The 15,120-nt window shown below is 73.2% G+C and carries 11 protein-coding genes; 5 read left to right on the top strand and 6 right to left on the bottom strand.

What is annotated here, in order from left to right; all coding sequences use genetic code 11:
- Positions 1–55 precede the first annotated feature (55 nt).
- Both J421_RS32030 and J421_RS07680 read left to right on the top strand, forming a co-directional pair.
- The gene (locus J421_RS32030) at positions 56–442 is read left to right on the top strand and encodes a hypothetical protein (protein ID WP_148306206.1); all 387 of its coding nucleotides are present in this window, start codon (positions 56–58) and stop codon (positions 440–442) included.
- 63 nt (positions 443–505) lie between these two features.
- Complete coding sequence (locus tag J421_RS07680; protein WP_025410593.1) at positions 506–766, top strand: hypothetical protein; 261 nt, start codon at positions 506–508, stop codon at positions 764–766.
- Positions 767–869: 103 nt separating this feature from the next.
- On the opposite strand, the gene J421_RS07675 is transcribed toward J421_RS07680, so the two are convergent.
- The 3 genes from J421_RS07675 to J421_RS07665 all read right to left on the bottom strand — a co-directional run bounded on the left by J421_RS07675 (position 870) and on the right by J421_RS07665 (position 8,626).
- The gene (locus tag J421_RS07675) at positions 870–1,751 is read right to left on the bottom strand and encodes an NAD(P)-dependent oxidoreductase (RefSeq protein ID WP_025410592.1); all 882 of its coding nucleotides are present in this window, start codon (positions 1,749–1,751) and stop codon (positions 870–872) included.
- A gap of 280 nt (positions 1,752–2,031) precedes the next feature.
- A complete protein-coding gene (locus J421_RS07670) occupies positions 2,032–5,310 on the bottom strand; it encodes a S41 family peptidase (RefSeq protein WP_025410591.1) in 3,279 nt (1,092 codons plus the stop codon).
- Between the two features lie 244 nt (positions 5,311–5,554).
- On the bottom strand, positions 5,555–8,626 hold the full coding sequence (locus J421_RS07665; protein ID WP_025410590.1) for a BTAD domain-containing putative transcriptional regulator: 3,072 nt from the start codon (positions 8,624–8,626) through the stop codon (positions 5,555–5,557).
- Between the two features lie 71 nt (positions 8,627–8,697).
- On the opposite strand from J421_RS07665, the gene J421_RS07660 reads away from it, so the two are divergent.
- Positions 8,698–9,564 (top strand): PEP-CTERM sorting domain-containing protein, encoded by an 867-nt coding sequence (locus tag J421_RS07660; RefSeq protein WP_148306205.1) that lies wholly within the window; start codon positions 8,698–8,700, stop codon positions 9,562–9,564.
- 49 nt (positions 9,565–9,613) lie between these two features.
- Positions 9,614–10,279, top strand: a complete 666-nt coding sequence (locus tag J421_RS07655) for a hypothetical protein (protein WP_025410588.1) — start codon at positions 9,614–9,616, stop codon at positions 10,277–10,279.
- A gap of 122 nt (positions 10,280–10,401) precedes the next feature.
- Here J421_RS07655 and J421_RS07650 read toward each other — a convergent pair whose 3' ends face one another.
- The 3 genes from J421_RS07650 to J421_RS07640 all read right to left on the bottom strand — a co-directional run bounded on the left by J421_RS07650 (position 10,402) and on the right by J421_RS07640 (position 12,823).
- The gene (locus J421_RS07650) at positions 10,402–11,691 is read right to left on the bottom strand and encodes a pyridoxal phosphate-dependent aminotransferase (RefSeq protein WP_104022375.1); all 1,290 of its coding nucleotides are present in this window, start codon (positions 11,689–11,691) and stop codon (positions 10,402–10,404) included.
- A gap of 86 nt (positions 11,692–11,777) precedes the next feature.
- Entirely contained in the window at positions 11,778–12,296 is a 519-nt protein-coding gene (locus J421_RS07645; RefSeq protein ID WP_025410586.1) for a hypothetical protein, read from the bottom strand.
- A 32-nt stretch (positions 12,297–12,328) separates the two neighbouring features.
- Positions 12,329–12,823 carry a hypothetical protein gene (locus J421_RS07640; RefSeq protein WP_025410585.1) on the bottom strand — a complete coding sequence of 165 codons (495 nt, stop codon included), beginning with the start codon at positions 12,821–12,823 and terminating at the stop codon, positions 12,329–12,331.
- A gap of 219 nt (positions 12,824–13,042) precedes the next feature.
- Here J421_RS07640 and tkt point away from each other — a divergent pair, with 219 nt between their 5' ends.
- Positions 13,043–15,082 carry a transketolase gene (gene tkt / locus J421_RS07635; protein ID WP_025410584.1) on the top strand — a complete coding sequence of 680 codons (2,040 nt, stop codon included), beginning with the start codon at positions 13,043–13,045 and terminating at the stop codon, positions 15,080–15,082.
- Positions 15,083–15,120 lie beyond the last annotated feature (38 nt).

The following is a 15,120-nucleotide window of genomic DNA, read 5'->3' as shown; positions in this document are numbered from 1 at the left end:
CGACGGGCGACTGGAAGGCTACGCTCACTTCGACCACGCTACCGCGAGGTGCCCCATGCGCGCACGCCTAACGATTCTCGCCGTCGCCATCGCCGCTGCTCCAGCTGCCGCCCAGACCGCCGCGACGAGTCTTGCCCCGCGCGTGCCGCCGAGCGGGCTGCGTGCGAAGTCACCGGTCGTTGCCACGGGCCTGAGCATGCTGCTGCCCGGAGCCGGGCAGATGTACGTGGGCGACAGGCGCCGAGGTAGGGAGATGACGATCATCGCGATCGCCGGCGGCGCGGTGGGCTTCCTCGGGCTCGCGAATGGGATCAGCGACGGCGACTCCAAGACGGCACCCGTGCTGCTCATCGGCGGTCTCGGTACCTACGTCGTCACGTGGGTCTGCTCGGTGGTCGACGCGCCGTTCGCGGCGCGTCGCCACAACGCCCGGCTCCGCTGACGATGGAACCCGCGGCCCGGGGCGCGCGTACGGACAAGCGTCTCTCTCGCGCCCCGCGCCGCCATGCCCTGTCTTCTCGTCGTCCTCGCGCTCGCCGTCCCGCGGCTGGTCTGCGTCCTGCTGTTCCTGCTCACGGACTGGTTCGCGCACATCGTGCAGCCGCCGGTGCTCGGCATCCTCGCGTTCCTGTTCCTGCCGACGACGCTGCTCTGCTACGCCGCGGTCCAGCACTTCTACGGCGGCGTGTGGGGGCCCTGGCAGATCGCGGGGATCGTGCTCGCGGTGCTCATCGACGTCGGGCCGCTGCGGCGCAAGCGGAGTTAGACGCGTACCGCTGCACTGTACGATTGAACCGCAGAGGACGCAGAGGGTCGCAGAGGACATCATGTGCAGTCCTCTGCGACCCTCTGCGTCCTCTGCGGTTCAATTACGCCAGCGGCAGCGACGTCACGTCGGCGTCGCCGAGTCCCGCGGCCGTCGCGTCGTCGAGCCCGGCGCGCACGGTCTCGGCGACTCGCAGCGACGCGCCCGCGGCCCGCGCGGCCTCCGCGGCGAGCGTGACGTCCTTGCGCGCGAGCCGCACGCTGAAGCCCGGATCGTTAGGCGCGTGCGACGACAGCGCGCGCGCGACGCCCGTCGCGTAGTTCTTGATCATGGGGCTCGCGAACAGCGTGTCGCCGTACAGCGCCGCGAGCGTTGCCGGGTCGATGTCGTAGGCGGCGGCGAGCGACAGCGCGTCGGTGAGCGCCGCGTTCGCGGCGAGGATGAGCAGGTTGCCACCGAGCTTCACCACGCTCGCCGCGGCGGGGTCGTCGCCGAGGTCGGTGCGGCCACGCGTCAGGACATCCAGCAGCGGCGCCACGCGGGCGCGCGCCGCCGCGGCGCCCGACATGACGCCCCACAGCTTCCCCTGCGCCGCGACGTCTGGACGCCCGAACACGGGAGCCGACACGTACGCGCCGCCCCGTCGCGCCTGCTCCACCGCGAGCAGCCGCGCCGTCGCCGGTCCGACGGTGCTCATCGAGAGGTGCACGCCGTCGCCGAGCGCGTCCGCGATGCCGTCGGGGCCGAGCGTCAGGCCGTCGAGCGCCGCGTCGTCGCTCACCATCGTGATCGCGATGCCGCCGCGCGTCACCGCATCGCCCGGCCGCTCCGCCACGCGCGCTCCGCGTTCGGCCAGCGGGCGCGCCTTCTCGGCGGTGCGGTTGTACACGTGCAGCGAGTAGCCCGCGTCGAGCAGCCGATTCGCGAGCGCGAGCCCCATGTGGCCGAGGCCGAGGAGCGCGAGTGGAACGGAGGTCGTCGTCATGAGGTAGTCCGCAGATGCCGCAGAAGGCGCGGAGAGTCAGTCGGTATAATCTGCGCGATCTGCGGACGACCGGAGACGTGGAGCACGCGGAGAACACCATCGAACCGCAGAGGACGCGGAGGGCCGCAGAGGACTGCCTCGTGCTGCTCTTCTTGTATTGAACCACAGAGGACACGGAGGACACGGAGGAAACCAATTGAACTGGTTCTCCTCTGTGTCCTCCGTGTCCTCTGTGGTTCAAATGAAAGGCTCTGCGGCCCTTTGCGTCCTCGTCCCGCCGTCACCTGATCTTCTTCATCAGCTCCGCCACCGCCGCGTCCAGCTGCGAGTCCTTCCCCGCATAGCTCTCCCCCACCGGGCGCACCACCAGCACGTCCACCGGCCGCGGGTGCAGCTCCATGTCCTTCCCCTCGTGGTCCGTGATGCGCGCGCGCGGCAGCCGGAGCACGGTGCCGTCCATCAGCGTCTGGTTCCACGTGAAGATGATCCACCCCGCCGTCGGCTCGCCCACCACGGGGCCGAGGCCGAGCGTGCGCCAGCCCTCGGTGAAGTCCTCGGCGTCGGAGAGCGAGTGCTGGTTCGTCACGAGCACCGTCGGCAGCTCGAGCGCGCGCTGACCGAGGTTCGCGCGCGCCGGCTGCGGGCCGAAGCCGCGCGTCTGCATCGTGAGGTACGGACGGCGGCCGAACACGTCGAGCGCGTACGCGTTCACGAAGCCGCCGTTGTTGTTCCGCACGTCGACCACCACGCCCTGCTTCGACTGGTTCTCCACGTCGAGGTCGAGGTAGAGCTGCGCGAGCGACTCGGCGCTCATGTCGAGCATGTGCACGTAGCCGAGCTTTCCGCCGCTCGCCTTGTCGACGTAGGCGCGTCGCGACTCCACCCACGCGCGATAGAGCAGCCCCTTCTCCGTGTTCAGGTTCACGGGGCGCAGCGCGACGTCGCGTCGCGTGCCGTCGGCGCCGACGAGGCCGAGCGTCACGCGGCGATCGATCTTGAACGCGAGGAGGTCGTCCAGGTTCGTGTCGCGCGTGACCGCGCGCCCGTCCACCGACGCGATCGCGTCGCCCACGCGCACGCCGGCGATTGCCGCCGGGCCTAACGGCAGCACTTCGGCCACGCGCGGCACGCCGTCGCGCTCCGAGGCGATGCGGTCGAAGCGCAATCCCAGCCGCCCCGTGTTCGGCGGCTGCGACTGTCCCGCCCCGGGGTTCACGCCGAGGTGCGACGCGTTCAGCTCCCCGACCATGAGGTTGAGCAGTCGGCGCAGCTCGGGCAGCGTGTGCGCGCCGGCCACCTGGGGCGCCCACCGCTCGCGCACCGCGTTCCAGTCGGCGCCGTGATACGTCTCGTCGTAGAACTGGTCGCGCAGGTAGCTCCATGCCTCGGCGAACAGCTCGCCCTTCTCCTGCGCGAAGTCGACGTCCATCTCGGCCGTCGCGGCGACCGGGCGCGCGACGCGCGTGTCGACGTTCACGGCCATGATGCGGCCGCTCTCGCGGTAGAACAGCTCCTTGCCGTCGGGCGCCCACTGCACGTCGGCCTTGAACCCGCCGCTCGTCGTGAGCTGGCGCGCGACGGCGTCGGTCGCGAGGTCGTCGACCGGATAGACGTACACGTTCGGCTGCCCGGCGACGGCGGCGGTGATCGCGAGCTGCTTCCCGTCGGGGCTCAGCGCGATCGCGTTCACGTCGAGCCCCACCGGAAGCAGCGAGAGCCGGCGGCGGATGTCCTCGAACACGATGCGCGTGGCGCGACGCGACGAATCAGCGCAGAGCGCGGAGCGCGGAGCGCAGAGGGTGTCCGCGGCGACCGCCCGCTCCGCGCTCTGCACTCTGCGCTCCGCGCTCACGGTGTCCCGCGTTCTGTTAGGCGGCGCCGGGTTCGAGAACAGGTCGCGGAACCGGTCCTCGCGGAAGCGCGGCGTGCGCGGCACGAGGTCCACGCGCGCGACCTGCGTCGCCTCCGTGCGCTGGCTCGTGAGGAAGAGCAGGTACGAGCCATCGGCGCCCCACGCCACCTCGCCGGTGTTCGCGTTCGCGACGAAGCTCACGGGACGCGGCGTCCCACCCTGCGACTCCACGACGTACACGTTCGTGAACCCCTTCGCGCCGGCGGGCTGCGCGAACGCGAGCCAGCGGCCGTCGGGGCTCCATCGTACGTCGCCGGCGCCGGTGAACGGCGGCCGCTCGAACGCGCCCGCGGCGACGAGCCGCTCGCGCCCGCTCGCGACGTCCACCGCGCGCAGCTCGCGGCCGCCGCGCGTGAACGCGATCTCCTTCCCGTCCGGCGACCAGCGCGGCGACACGTCGCCCGCGAGCGGACCGGCCGCGCCCGCCGTCAGCGCGCGCTCCTGCCGAGTCGCGAAGTCGTAGAGCCACAGCCGCCAGCGGCCGTCGCGGTCCGACGCGTACACGAGCTGCCGGCTGTCGGGGCTCCACGCGAGCTCCTCCTCGAGGGCCGCGCTGTTCGTGACGCGGAACGCCGCCTCCGGGCCGCCCGCCTGCGCGTCCGGCCGAGCGGCGGCGGCGAACACCTCGCCGCGCACGGTGAACGCGACCTTCCTGCCGTCCGGCGACAGCGCGAGCTCCTGCACGCCGCCGCTCTGCGCCACGTGCTCCGTCGCGCCGCCCGCCGGCGCGCCGCGCAGCGTGATCGGCACCGCGCGCGCGGCGTTGCCGGCGACGTCGTAGCGCCACACGCCGAAGTCGCGCTCGAACACGATCGTCCGCCGGTCGGCGCTCGCGCTCGGCCACAGCACGCGGCCGTCGCGGAACGCGGTGAGCTTGCGCGGCGCGCCGTTAGGCCGCAGCCCGTCCATCGGCTGCGCCCACAGGTTCTCGGCGCCGTCGCGGTCGCTCATGAAGTACAGCGTGCGCGCGTCCGGCGCCCACATCGCCCACGCGCTCTTCGCGCCGCCGGTCGTCACCTGGGTGTACGTCGGCGCCTTTGCGTCGAGATCCGAGACGAGCCAGATCTCGCTCTCGTCGAGATGGCTGCGGCCGTGGCGCCACCACTGCCCGCTCACCGTGCCGCGCGCCGTGATCGCGAGCGCCTGCCCGTTCGGCGACGGCGCCGCCCAGTACTCGCTCGCGTAGCGGTCCGCCGCGACCGGCATCGGCGTGCCGCCCTCGGGGCTCACGCGATACACGTCGTTCATCCCCGCGATGTCGCGCGACGACGACGAGACGTACAGCCACCGCCCGTCGCGGCTCCACGCATCGAGCGTCTCCGCCGCGTCGTCGAACGTCACGCGCCGCACGGCGCCGCTCGCGAGGTCGAGCACGTACACGTCACCGTTGCCGGTGCGCGCGGAGACGAACGCGACGCGCCGCCCGTCGGGCGAGAACAGCGGCCGGCTCTCCAGCGCCGGATCGGCGACGAGCAGCCGTGCCTCGCCGCCGTCGGCGGGCGCGCTCCACACGTCGCCGCCGGAGGTGAACACGACCTCGCGCCCGTCCGGCGAGAGCGAGGGCTCGGCGAGCGACGGGCGAGCGGCCCCCTGGGCGTCCAGCTCGGCGGCGAACAGCAGGGAGGCGAACGACAGAACGAAGCGCACGGGAACGACGGTGAGGTTTGCGGTTGACACGGCGCCGCTGACGGCGCGGGCGATACTGCGCTTACGATACGGCGCGGTGGGGCGCCAGCGACGCGAACACCGCTCGACGGCGCCGTACCGCGTGCTCCAGCGGGGTGCGCGTCGTTCGCGCAACGTCGCGAAGCATCGGCGCCGTATCGCCCGCGCAGTATCGCGCAGTGTCACCCGCGCTGTCGAGCGCCGTCCGACACACGGCGCCCGCCCTCTACGGTTCCGCGGGCAGCTCCGCGAGCCGCGCTCGAATCTCCGGATCCGCGTGCGCCCACGCCGCCCGCACGTAGCCGGCGTACGTTCGCGCGCTGTCGCGCGTGCCCGCCGCGGCGAACGCGCGCGCCATGAGCAGGTCCAGCTCCGTGCGCGTCTCGTAGCGCCCCATCGCGTCGAGCGGCGCGGCACAGGCCCAGCGCAGCACGCGCAGCGCGTCGGCCGGCCTGCCTAACGCGAGGTAGGCGCGTGCGAGCTCCGCATTCGTGCGCGTCCATCCCGCGCGGCCGTACATCGCGCGCTCGAAGTCGCGCGCCGCCTCGTCCCAGCGTCCCGCGCGCTCGGCGAGGAGCCCACGCACGTGGTCGTGCAGCCCCCAGTCGCGCGCGTAGTACGACAGCCGTCCCACCCGCTCCAGCGAGTCGGCCACCGCGCGCAGCCCCACCGTGTCGCCCGACTCGGCGCGCGCGTCGGCGTCGAGCGCGAGCCACCACGCCCACGCCCGCGCTTCCGGGCCCACCAGCGGACGCATCACCAATGCGGGCGGCATCGGAGGTGTCAGGCGGCGCTGAAGCCGCGCGAGCCCCGCCGCGTCGTGCAGCCGCGCGTACGCGCCGAGCTCCATCACGCCGATGGTGCCGTGCGCGCGCGCCACCGCCTCGTCCACCGACCGCAGCGACGCGCGGAACTGCCCGCGCTCGCGCTCCAGCAGCGCGCGCACGTCGTACGGCTCGGCGCGGCCCGGCGTCGCCGCGAGCAGCGCGCGCACCACGGTGTCCGCGTCGTCGAATCGCCGAGCGACGAGGAGCGTGCGCACCGTCATCGCGCGGGCGAACACCGTATCGCCCTTCATCGCGAGCGTGTGGCGCCACGCCTCGAGCGCGTCGTCGGCGCGGCCGGCGCGCGTGTACGCGTCGGCGAGCGACTCCCACGCCGACGCCATCGTCGGGTGGCGCGCCGCGAGCTCCGCTGCCGTCGCCGCCGCCCCCGCGGCGTCGCCCGCCGCGAGCTGCGTCTCGCGCAGCTGCAGATAGCTCTCGCACGACAGGCACGGCGCGCCGGGAGGCTCCGCGCCGGCCATCGCGATGACGCGCCGCAGCACGCGCTCCGCCTCGTCGAACTTCCCGTGCTCCGACAGCGCGCGCGCGAGCAGCGTGTAGCTCCGCGGATCGTCGGGGTACGCGTCGACCGCCGCGCGGAACTGCGCCTCGCTCACCGCGGGGCGCGCGCCCATGTGTGCATCGAATGCGAGCACCATGCGGCGATCGCGCTCGCTCGCGCGGTCGAGCACGCGCAGCATCCGGTCGTGCAGCCGCGCCGCGGTCGCGGGGTCCGTCTGCAGATACGCGGCGAGGTACCGGTCGAACAGCGCGCTCACGAAGTTCGAGTCGATCGCGATCGCACGGTCGAGCTCCTGCACCCAGCCGTCCTGCAGCGCCGCCTTCAGCGTCGCCGCGCGCACGTAGTGCTCGTACGCTTCCGCGCTCGCCGTCTCCAGCTCGGCGAAGTGCAGCCCCGGCCCGCGGGCGCCCGCCGCGGCGAGGATGCGCGCCGCCGTGCGATCGGCGAGCCCGAAGCTGGTCGAGTCGACGATCACCGTCGACACGCTCACGCGCCCGCCCGCGCCCACGTCGTGCACGCGCAGCGCGAGCACCATCCCGTCCGGCTCGCGGCGCAGGATGCCCCGCGCCACGAGCGTCGCGCCGAGCCGCGCGCCGAGCGCCGCGGCGGTCTCCGCGGTCGAGTCGGAAGAGGGCCACACCCCGCGCGCCCGCTCCGGCGGCAGCACCGTGAGGTCGGTCGCGCGCGACAGCTCGTCGTCCACGGAGCGCAGCAGCGCGTCGGCCGCCCAGCGGAGCGACGAGTCGGCCGCCGCGTCGCCCTCGGCGTCGACGACGAGCGCGACGACCGGCCGCGCCGCCGCCGCGGCGCCGCCCCCGTCGGTCGACGCGGCCGCCCGCCGCCGCGCCGCCCAGCTGTCACCGACATTCCACGCGGCCCCCGCCAGCGCCACGATCGCCATGCCGGTCAGCGCCTGGCCCAGCCTGCGACGCGCGCGTGCGGGTCCGCGCGGCGGGAGCGGCGGGGTCGGAGTCGATCGACCGCTCGCGTCGACTCCGCCCGCATCGTCCGTCCCATCGATCGCGCCCAGCGGCTCCAGCGCGAACTCCGCCGTGTCCCCGATCGGCGGCGTGGTCCACACCGGCGCGGCGACCGGCGGCGCGGCCACCGGCGGCGCGGCCTCCCGCTCCACGTCGGACAGCACCGCCGGCGTCCCCGTGGCGAGCCGCTCACGCACGCCGGCCGCCAACCGCTGCACCTCGTCCCCCGGGTCCACGTCGAGCGAGGCGCGCAGCGACTCGGCGAGCTGCTCGTAGGCCACGAGCGCCGCGCGGCGTCCGGCCGCGGTGCCGCCGGCGTCGAGGGCGCGGATGAGCGCCGCGACGGCCGCCTCGTCGAGCGGGTCCGCGTCGACCCACCGCCGGGCGACGGCGGCGCACTCCGTCCACTCGCCGCGCCGGCCGAGCTCCGCGCACGCCGCGCTCGAGCTGCGCACGAACAGCGCCGCGAGCCGCTCCTCCTCACCATCGCGCCACCGGTCGAACGCCACGGAGCCCGGCACCGACACGCCGGCGAGGAACGGTCCCGCGTACAGCCGCGCCGCCGCGACGTGATGCCCCCACCGGGCCTCCTGCGCGAGCTCCACGCAATCGACGGCCAGCACGGCGTCCGTGCTCAGCGCGACCTCCTCCTGCCGCGCCGTCACCGCGTCGCGGCCGAGCACCCGGCGGAAGTGGGAGAGCGCGTCGTAGAGCGAGTGGCGCGCCCGCTCCTCGTCGGCGTCGCCCCAGAACATCTCCACCAGCCGCTCGCGCGGGACCGGCCGGCCGGCCGTCGCCAGGAACGCGAGGAGGGCGAGCTTTCGCCGCCGCCGCGACAGCGTCGGCTCCTCGGCTCCGGCCGGGTCGAGGAGCGCCAGCCGGCCCAGCGTGACGAGGCGGAAACCCTGCTGCGACAACGTGTTGAGGTCGGTCGAGGTGGCGGTGAGGTGGCGGCGTAGGGTGGCGGGCATCGCATGCCGCACCGCGAACGGTGCAGCCTCGACCGCACGCTGCCAAGCCCCACCCCACCTCCGTGACCGCCATGCGCCTCGCCCGATCCGCCGCCGCCGTCGTCGCCGTCGTCGCTCTCGCCGCCCCGCGTCCCGCCGCGGCGCAGATCCGCCGCATCCCACCCTTCACCGCCTACACCCAGATCTACACCGGACCCGATTTCATCCAGAACGACCCGTGGACCGCGACGACCCAGGCGGTCGAGTCGGCGAGCCTCGACATCCCCGGCGGCTGCATCCCGTCCGGGGCCACCTGCTGGACCGCGTCGACGATGAGCGCCGCGGGCTACGCCGACATGACGACCGGGCTGGCCGGTGCCGTCGCCGCCGCCGAGGGGCCGAACGGCTATGCCCGCGCGACCGTCGGCTACCGGGTGGGCGTGCCGTTCTACAACTACGCGCCCACCGGCTCGTACAGCTTCGCGACGTTCATGGTCGACGGCTTCGCGACCGGCAACACGAGCGGCGGACTCACTGTCTACCTCGACTCGAACGGCCCGACGCCGATGATGTTCAACCTCGGCCTGCGCGTCGGGCAGCTCATGACGGTCCCGCTCTGGTGCGACCCCGCGTTCGCCGCCGGCCCGTCGGTCTGCGTCCACACGATGGACGTCTCGATGGGCGTCTCCGCGTCGGGCGTGGGGGTGACGGGTCAGTCGATCGAGGACTTCTCGCACACGCTGCACGTCGGGCTGCAGCTCGCCCCGGGGATCGAGTACATCAGCCAGCCCGGCGGCTTCCTGAGCGACGCGCCGGGGATGATCACGCGCATCGTCCCCACGACCACCACGCCGGAGCCCGCGACGCTCCCGCTGCTCGGCGGCGGCCTCGCGGCGTTCGGCGGGCTCACGGGGCTCCTCCGCCGTGGCGTCCGCGCCACGAAACCCGCCGATCGTTAGGCCCGTTAGTCGGACTTCCACCCACGAATCCTTCCGGAGAATCCTCCCGATGTCCACGCGCTTCCGTCTCGCCGCCCTCACGCTCGTCGCCGCCGTTCCCGTCGCGCGCGCCGCCGCGCAGTCGCCCATGCGCTCGCCCGCGAGCGAGCGTCCGCTCCGCCTCGGCATCGCCGGCGGCGTCGTGATCCCGCGCACCGGCAACACGGCGCGCGCGCTCGAGACCGGCCTGCACGGGCAGGCGTTCGCGCTGCTCAAGCTCCCCGGCGGCCTGCCGGCGCTGCGCCTGAACGTCGACTACGCGCACATGCAGTTCGCGAAGCCGACCACGGGCACCACGGGCACCACCGCGTCGAGCGTCGGCGCGCTCGACGGCGCGCGCACGCTGCTCGACGGCGTCGCCGGCATGCGCCTCAACCTGCTGCACGGGCCCGTGCGCCCGTACGTGCTCGCCGGCGTCGGCGCGTTCAACGTGCGCGACGCGCTGCAGGCCTCGGCGACGAGCGTCGCCACCGGCGGCACGACCGCCGCGGCGCTCGACAAGACGCTCACCAGCACGAACTTCGGCGTCGACGGCGGCGCGGGGATCGCGTTCAAGCTCGGCCCCATCGACGGGTTCGTGGAGACGCGCCTGCAGAACGTCTACACGCGGGGCAAGGGGTTCGTGGACACGAAGTCCATCCAGTCGTTCCCGGTGGCGTTCGGGCTGACGTTCTGACACGCCGATGAGTGACGGCGGTGCGAGACGAGGACGAATGGGGATCCAGAGGCGATTCGAACGGATCTCGAGATCTTCGACATCGCCTCCGGATCCCCGGAAGTACTCGCCTCGAGCCGCCGTCAGCCTATCGCGCGAATCGCCGTTTCGAGCCTCGGCAGCACGGCCGCGATCTCGCCTAACGACACGGCGCCCACCGACAGCCGGAACCACCCGTCGTCGCGCGCGACGCCGAACGCCTGGAACGGCACGAGCGCGAGCCCCGCCGCGCCTAACAGATAGCGGCGGATGTCCTCGTTCGACCCGAGCGTCGCGCCCTCCGGGGTGCGGCGGCCGTTGAGCATGAAGCGCGCGCTCAGGTAGATCGCCCCCATCGGCCGGCTCGCCTCCACCGGCAGCCCGCGCGCGCCTAACGCGGCGAGCCCGTCGTGCAGCGCGTCGAGCCGCGCCTCCACGCCGGCGCGGATCTCGGCCGCGAACGCGTCGAGCTCCGCCGGCGCGCGGAGGAAGTCGGCCACCGCCACCTGCTCCGCCCGCGGCGCCCACGCGCCGACGTGGCCGAGGAAGTCGGAGAACTTCCCGGCGAGGTCCGCCGGCGGCACCACCCAGCCCACGCGCAGCCCCGTCGCCGCGAGCGCCTTCGACACGCCGTCGACGAAGATCGTGTAGCGCGCCATCTCCGGCCGCAGTCCCACCGGGCTCACGTGCCGGAGCCCGCCGAACGTCAGCATCCAGTACACCTGGTCGTACATCACGTACAGCGGCCGTTCCCCCGACGCGGCGCGCCGCGCGTTCTCCTCCAGCACCAGGTCGCAGATGTCGCCTAACGATTCCGCGTCGAACGCCGTGCCCGCGGGATTGAGCGGCGAGTTGAGCGCGAGCAGTCGCGCGCCGCGTACCGCGCGCTCCAGCGTGGCGCGCGTCGGCAGGAAGGCCGTCGACGCGTCGCAGTCCACCACCTCGCCGTCGGCGTCGGCGAGGATCACGTACGCGTCGTTGTTCCACGACGGCGTCGGATACACCACCTTGTCGCCCGGATCGACCACGCAGCGGTACGCCGCGTAGATCGCCGGCCGCGACCCGCCGCACACGACCACGCTCGCCGGGTCCACCGCGAGGCCCAGGCGCTCGCGGTAGAGCGTGGACACCGCCTCGCGCAGCGCCGGCATCCCGTTCGACGGCGGGTAGTTCGTCTCGCCGCGCGCCAGCGCGTCCGTGATGCGCCGCTCGAGCCCCTTCGGGATGCGGAACTCGGCCGGCGCGAAGTCGCCGACGGTGAGATTGCAGACCGACGCTCCCGCCGCGACCATGGCGCGGATCTCGGCGGCGATGCCGAGGATCTGCGAGCCGTACAATCGGTCGGCGACGCGGGAGAGACGGGGAGCGGTCGGGAGCGCGTCAACTAGAGTCATCGGGGCCTCGGAGTCGGGAATCCGAGTCGAAATCTAGTTGGCGGCACCGCGCCCCGGCTGTCACGCGATGGCTCGCCGGGCGCCCCTCACGTCAGCGGCGTGTAGCCGGCCTGGATCAGCGCGTCGTGGCATTCCTTCTTTCCGTTCGACCCGATGCCGATGCAGTACACATGCTTCCCGCTGCCGACGATCAGCCAGAACGGATTGAACCGCCACGCTTCGCTCGGCGTGTACGACGCGAAGCGTGCGATTCCCGCACGGTGGCCGCGCCGCTCGACCCGCGCGCCCGTGCGCGCGAGAGCCGCGACGACGACCTGCACGCCCTGCAGTTGGGTGGCCGCTCCCACGATCGACGCGGCGCTCGCGAAGTCGCGGCGCGTGAGCGCGGCGTCGAGCCGCTTCGTGAACGCGGCGTCGGCCGTGAACTCCGTGCGGAGCCGCGCGATCACTGCCTGCACCTGCGGGCTCTCCGACGGCGTGGCGAACGAATGCAGCACCTGGAAGCTCGGTGCCGCGGGTGGCGCCTTCGGCACGGGCTGCGCGCCGAGCGCGCCGGCCGCGCCGAGCAGCGCGGCACAGAGTGACCCTCGAATTCGAGCCAGCATGGATGCCTCCGGGTGGAGTGGTGGTCGAGCGGTCACACGTTCGGCTCGTAGCCGGCCTTCCGAATCGCGTCGATGCACGTGGCCGAGAGCCCGAAGCAGATCGCGTGGTTCTCCGTCGTGATCAGGATGTAGAACGGGTTGAACGCCGCGGCCGCGGCGTGCTCGTACGAGGCGAAGCGCACGAGCCCTCGCCTCTCGCGACGCGCCCCGGACCGCGTCGGCACGCCGATGACGATCTGCGTGTCGGGCAGCTGCGCGACGGTGGCGACGAGCTTGCGCGCGCCGGCGAAATCGCGACGCGCGATCGCGTCGTTGACGCGCCGCGAGAACGCGGCGTCGCTCGTGAAGCGCGCGCGCACCCGCGCGAGGATGCCCTGCACGGCAGGCGACTCCTGCGTGGTGGCCTGCGTGGAGAGCACCCGGAACGTCGGGCCGACCGGCGGCTGCGCCTTCTGCACCGGCTGCGCGCCGACGGTCGTGCCGGTGGCGAGCAGCAGCGCCGCGAGTGGGATCGTGAGTCGTGTCATCGTGCGCTCCGGGTTCGAGGGGTCACCAGATGCGCCCTCGGGTGCGGGGCACGGGGCGCTCCAGGTTGAGGCCGCGAGAAGAGGGCGTCCGAGAAACGCGCCGGGGGCCCGCCGATTCTCACGACCCCCGCGCCGGGCGCATTAACTTTGGACCGTTCCGCCCCCGCGCCGCGCGGGGCGTCGCGCTCCCCGTGGGAGATCCCCGAACCCGATACGCCCGTGGCCACCGCCACCACGCCCCAGACGCCGACGACCGACGCCGCGCTCGAGCAGCTCTGCATCAACACCATCCGCACGCTCGCGATGGATGCCGTGCAGAAGGCCGAGTCGGGGCACCCCGGCACGCCGATGGCCCTCGCGCCGCTCGCCTACGTGCTGTGGACGCGCCACCTGCGGCACAACCCGGTCGATCCGGGATGGCCCGACCGCGACCGCTTCGTGCTGTCGTGCGGCCATGCGTCGATGCTGCTCTACTCGCTGCTCTATCTCAGCGGCTACGACCTCACGCTCGACGACCTGAAGCAGTTCCGGCAGTGGGAGAGCAAGACGCCGGGCCATCCCGAGTACTCCTACACGCCGGGCGTCGAGACGACGACGGGTCCGTTAGGCCAGGGCGTCGCGAACGCGGTCGGCTTCGCGGTCGCGGAGGCGCATCTCGCCGCCGTGTTCAACCGCGACGACGCGCGGCTCGTCGACCACCACACGTACTTCATCTGCAGCGACGGCGATCTCATGGAGGGGATCTCCCACGAGGCGTCGTCGTTCGCGGGGCACAACCGGCTCGGGAAGCTCATCGGCTTCTACGACGACAACAAGATCACGATCGACGGCTCGACCGACCTCGCGTACAGCGACGACGCCGGCAAGCGCTTCGAGGCGTACGGCTGGCACGTGCAGCACATCGACGACGTGAACGACCTCGACGCCGTCGACCGCGCGATCCACGCGGCGAAGGGAGAGCCCGACCGCCCGTCGATGATCGTGTGCAAGACCGTCATCGGCTACGGCAGCCCGCACAAGGCCGGCACGGCGAAGGCGCACGGCGAGGCGCTCGGCGAGGAGGAGGTCAAGCTCACGAAGCAGAACCTCGGCTGGCCGTCGACGGAGCCGTTCTTCGTTCCCGACGAGGCGCTCGCCGAGTGGCGCAAGGCGATCCCGCGCGGCGCCGAGCTGCAGGCGGAGTGGGAGCGGAAGCGCAACGCGTACGCCGCCGCGCATCCGGATCTCATCGCGGAGTTCGACCGGCGCTGGCGCGGCGAGCTCCCCGCCGGCTGGCAGGACGCGATCCCGAGCTTCACCGCGGAGAACGGCAACGTCGCCAGCCGCGCCGCGAGCGGCATCGTGCTGAACGCGATCGCCGCGAAGGTCCCGGAGCTGATCGGCGGCAGCGCCGACCTCGCGCCGTCGACGAACACGCTGCTGAAGGGCTCCGGCGCGTTCGGGCCTAACGACCACGCGGGGCGGAACTTCCACTGGGGCATCCGCGAGCACGGCATGGGCGGCATCATGAACGGCATGGCGCTGCACGGCGGGATCATCCCGTACGGCGCGACGTTCCTCATCTTCTCCGACTACATGAAGCCGTCGGTGCGCCTCGCCGCGTTCATGCACCGGCACCTCGTCTACGTCTACACGCACGACTCCATCGGGCTCGGCGAGGACGGGCCCACGCACCAGCCGATCGAGCAGCTCGTGTCGCTCCGCTCGATCCCGAACATGACCGTCATCCGGCCCGCCGACGCGAACGAGACGGCGGAGGCGTGGCGCTTCGCGCTGAAGCACACGGACGGCCCGGTCGCGCTCGTGCTGACGCGTCAGAAGCTCGGCTTCATCGACCGCGCGAAGTACGCGAGCGCCGCGGGGCTCGACCGCGGCGCCTACGTGCTCGGTGACAGCGAAGGAGGGGCGCCCGAGGTCGTGCTGATCTCGAGCGGCTCGGAGGTCGCGCTCGTCCTCGAGGCGCGCGAGAAGCTCGCCGCCCAGGGGATCCGCGCCCGCGCCGTGAGCGCGCCGTCGCTCGAGGTCTTCGGCCGCCAGGGCGCCGCGTACATCGCCGAGGTGCTGCCGGCCGGCGTGCCGCGCGTCGCCATCGAGGCCGCGCACCCGATGGCGTGGTACCGGTGGATCGGCGACGACGGCGTGGTCCTCGGCCTCACCCGCTTCGGCGCCTCGGCGCCCTACCAGACCGTGTACAAGGAGCTCGGCATCACGGTGGACAAGCTGGTCGAGACCGCCGCGTCCCTCGCACGGAAAGCGTGAGCGACCACTGCGTGGGTGCGTGGCTGCGTTAGGCCGTC

It is taken from the genome of Gemmatirosa kalamazoonensis, assembly GCF_000522985.1.
GTDB classification, from domain to species: Bacteria; Gemmatimonadota; Gemmatimonadetes; order Gemmatimonadales; family Gemmatimonadaceae; genus Gemmatirosa; species Gemmatirosa kalamazoonensis.
Note: the sequence above shows the minus strand (reverse complement) of the source record. Positions and strands in the feature narration are given on the sequence as shown.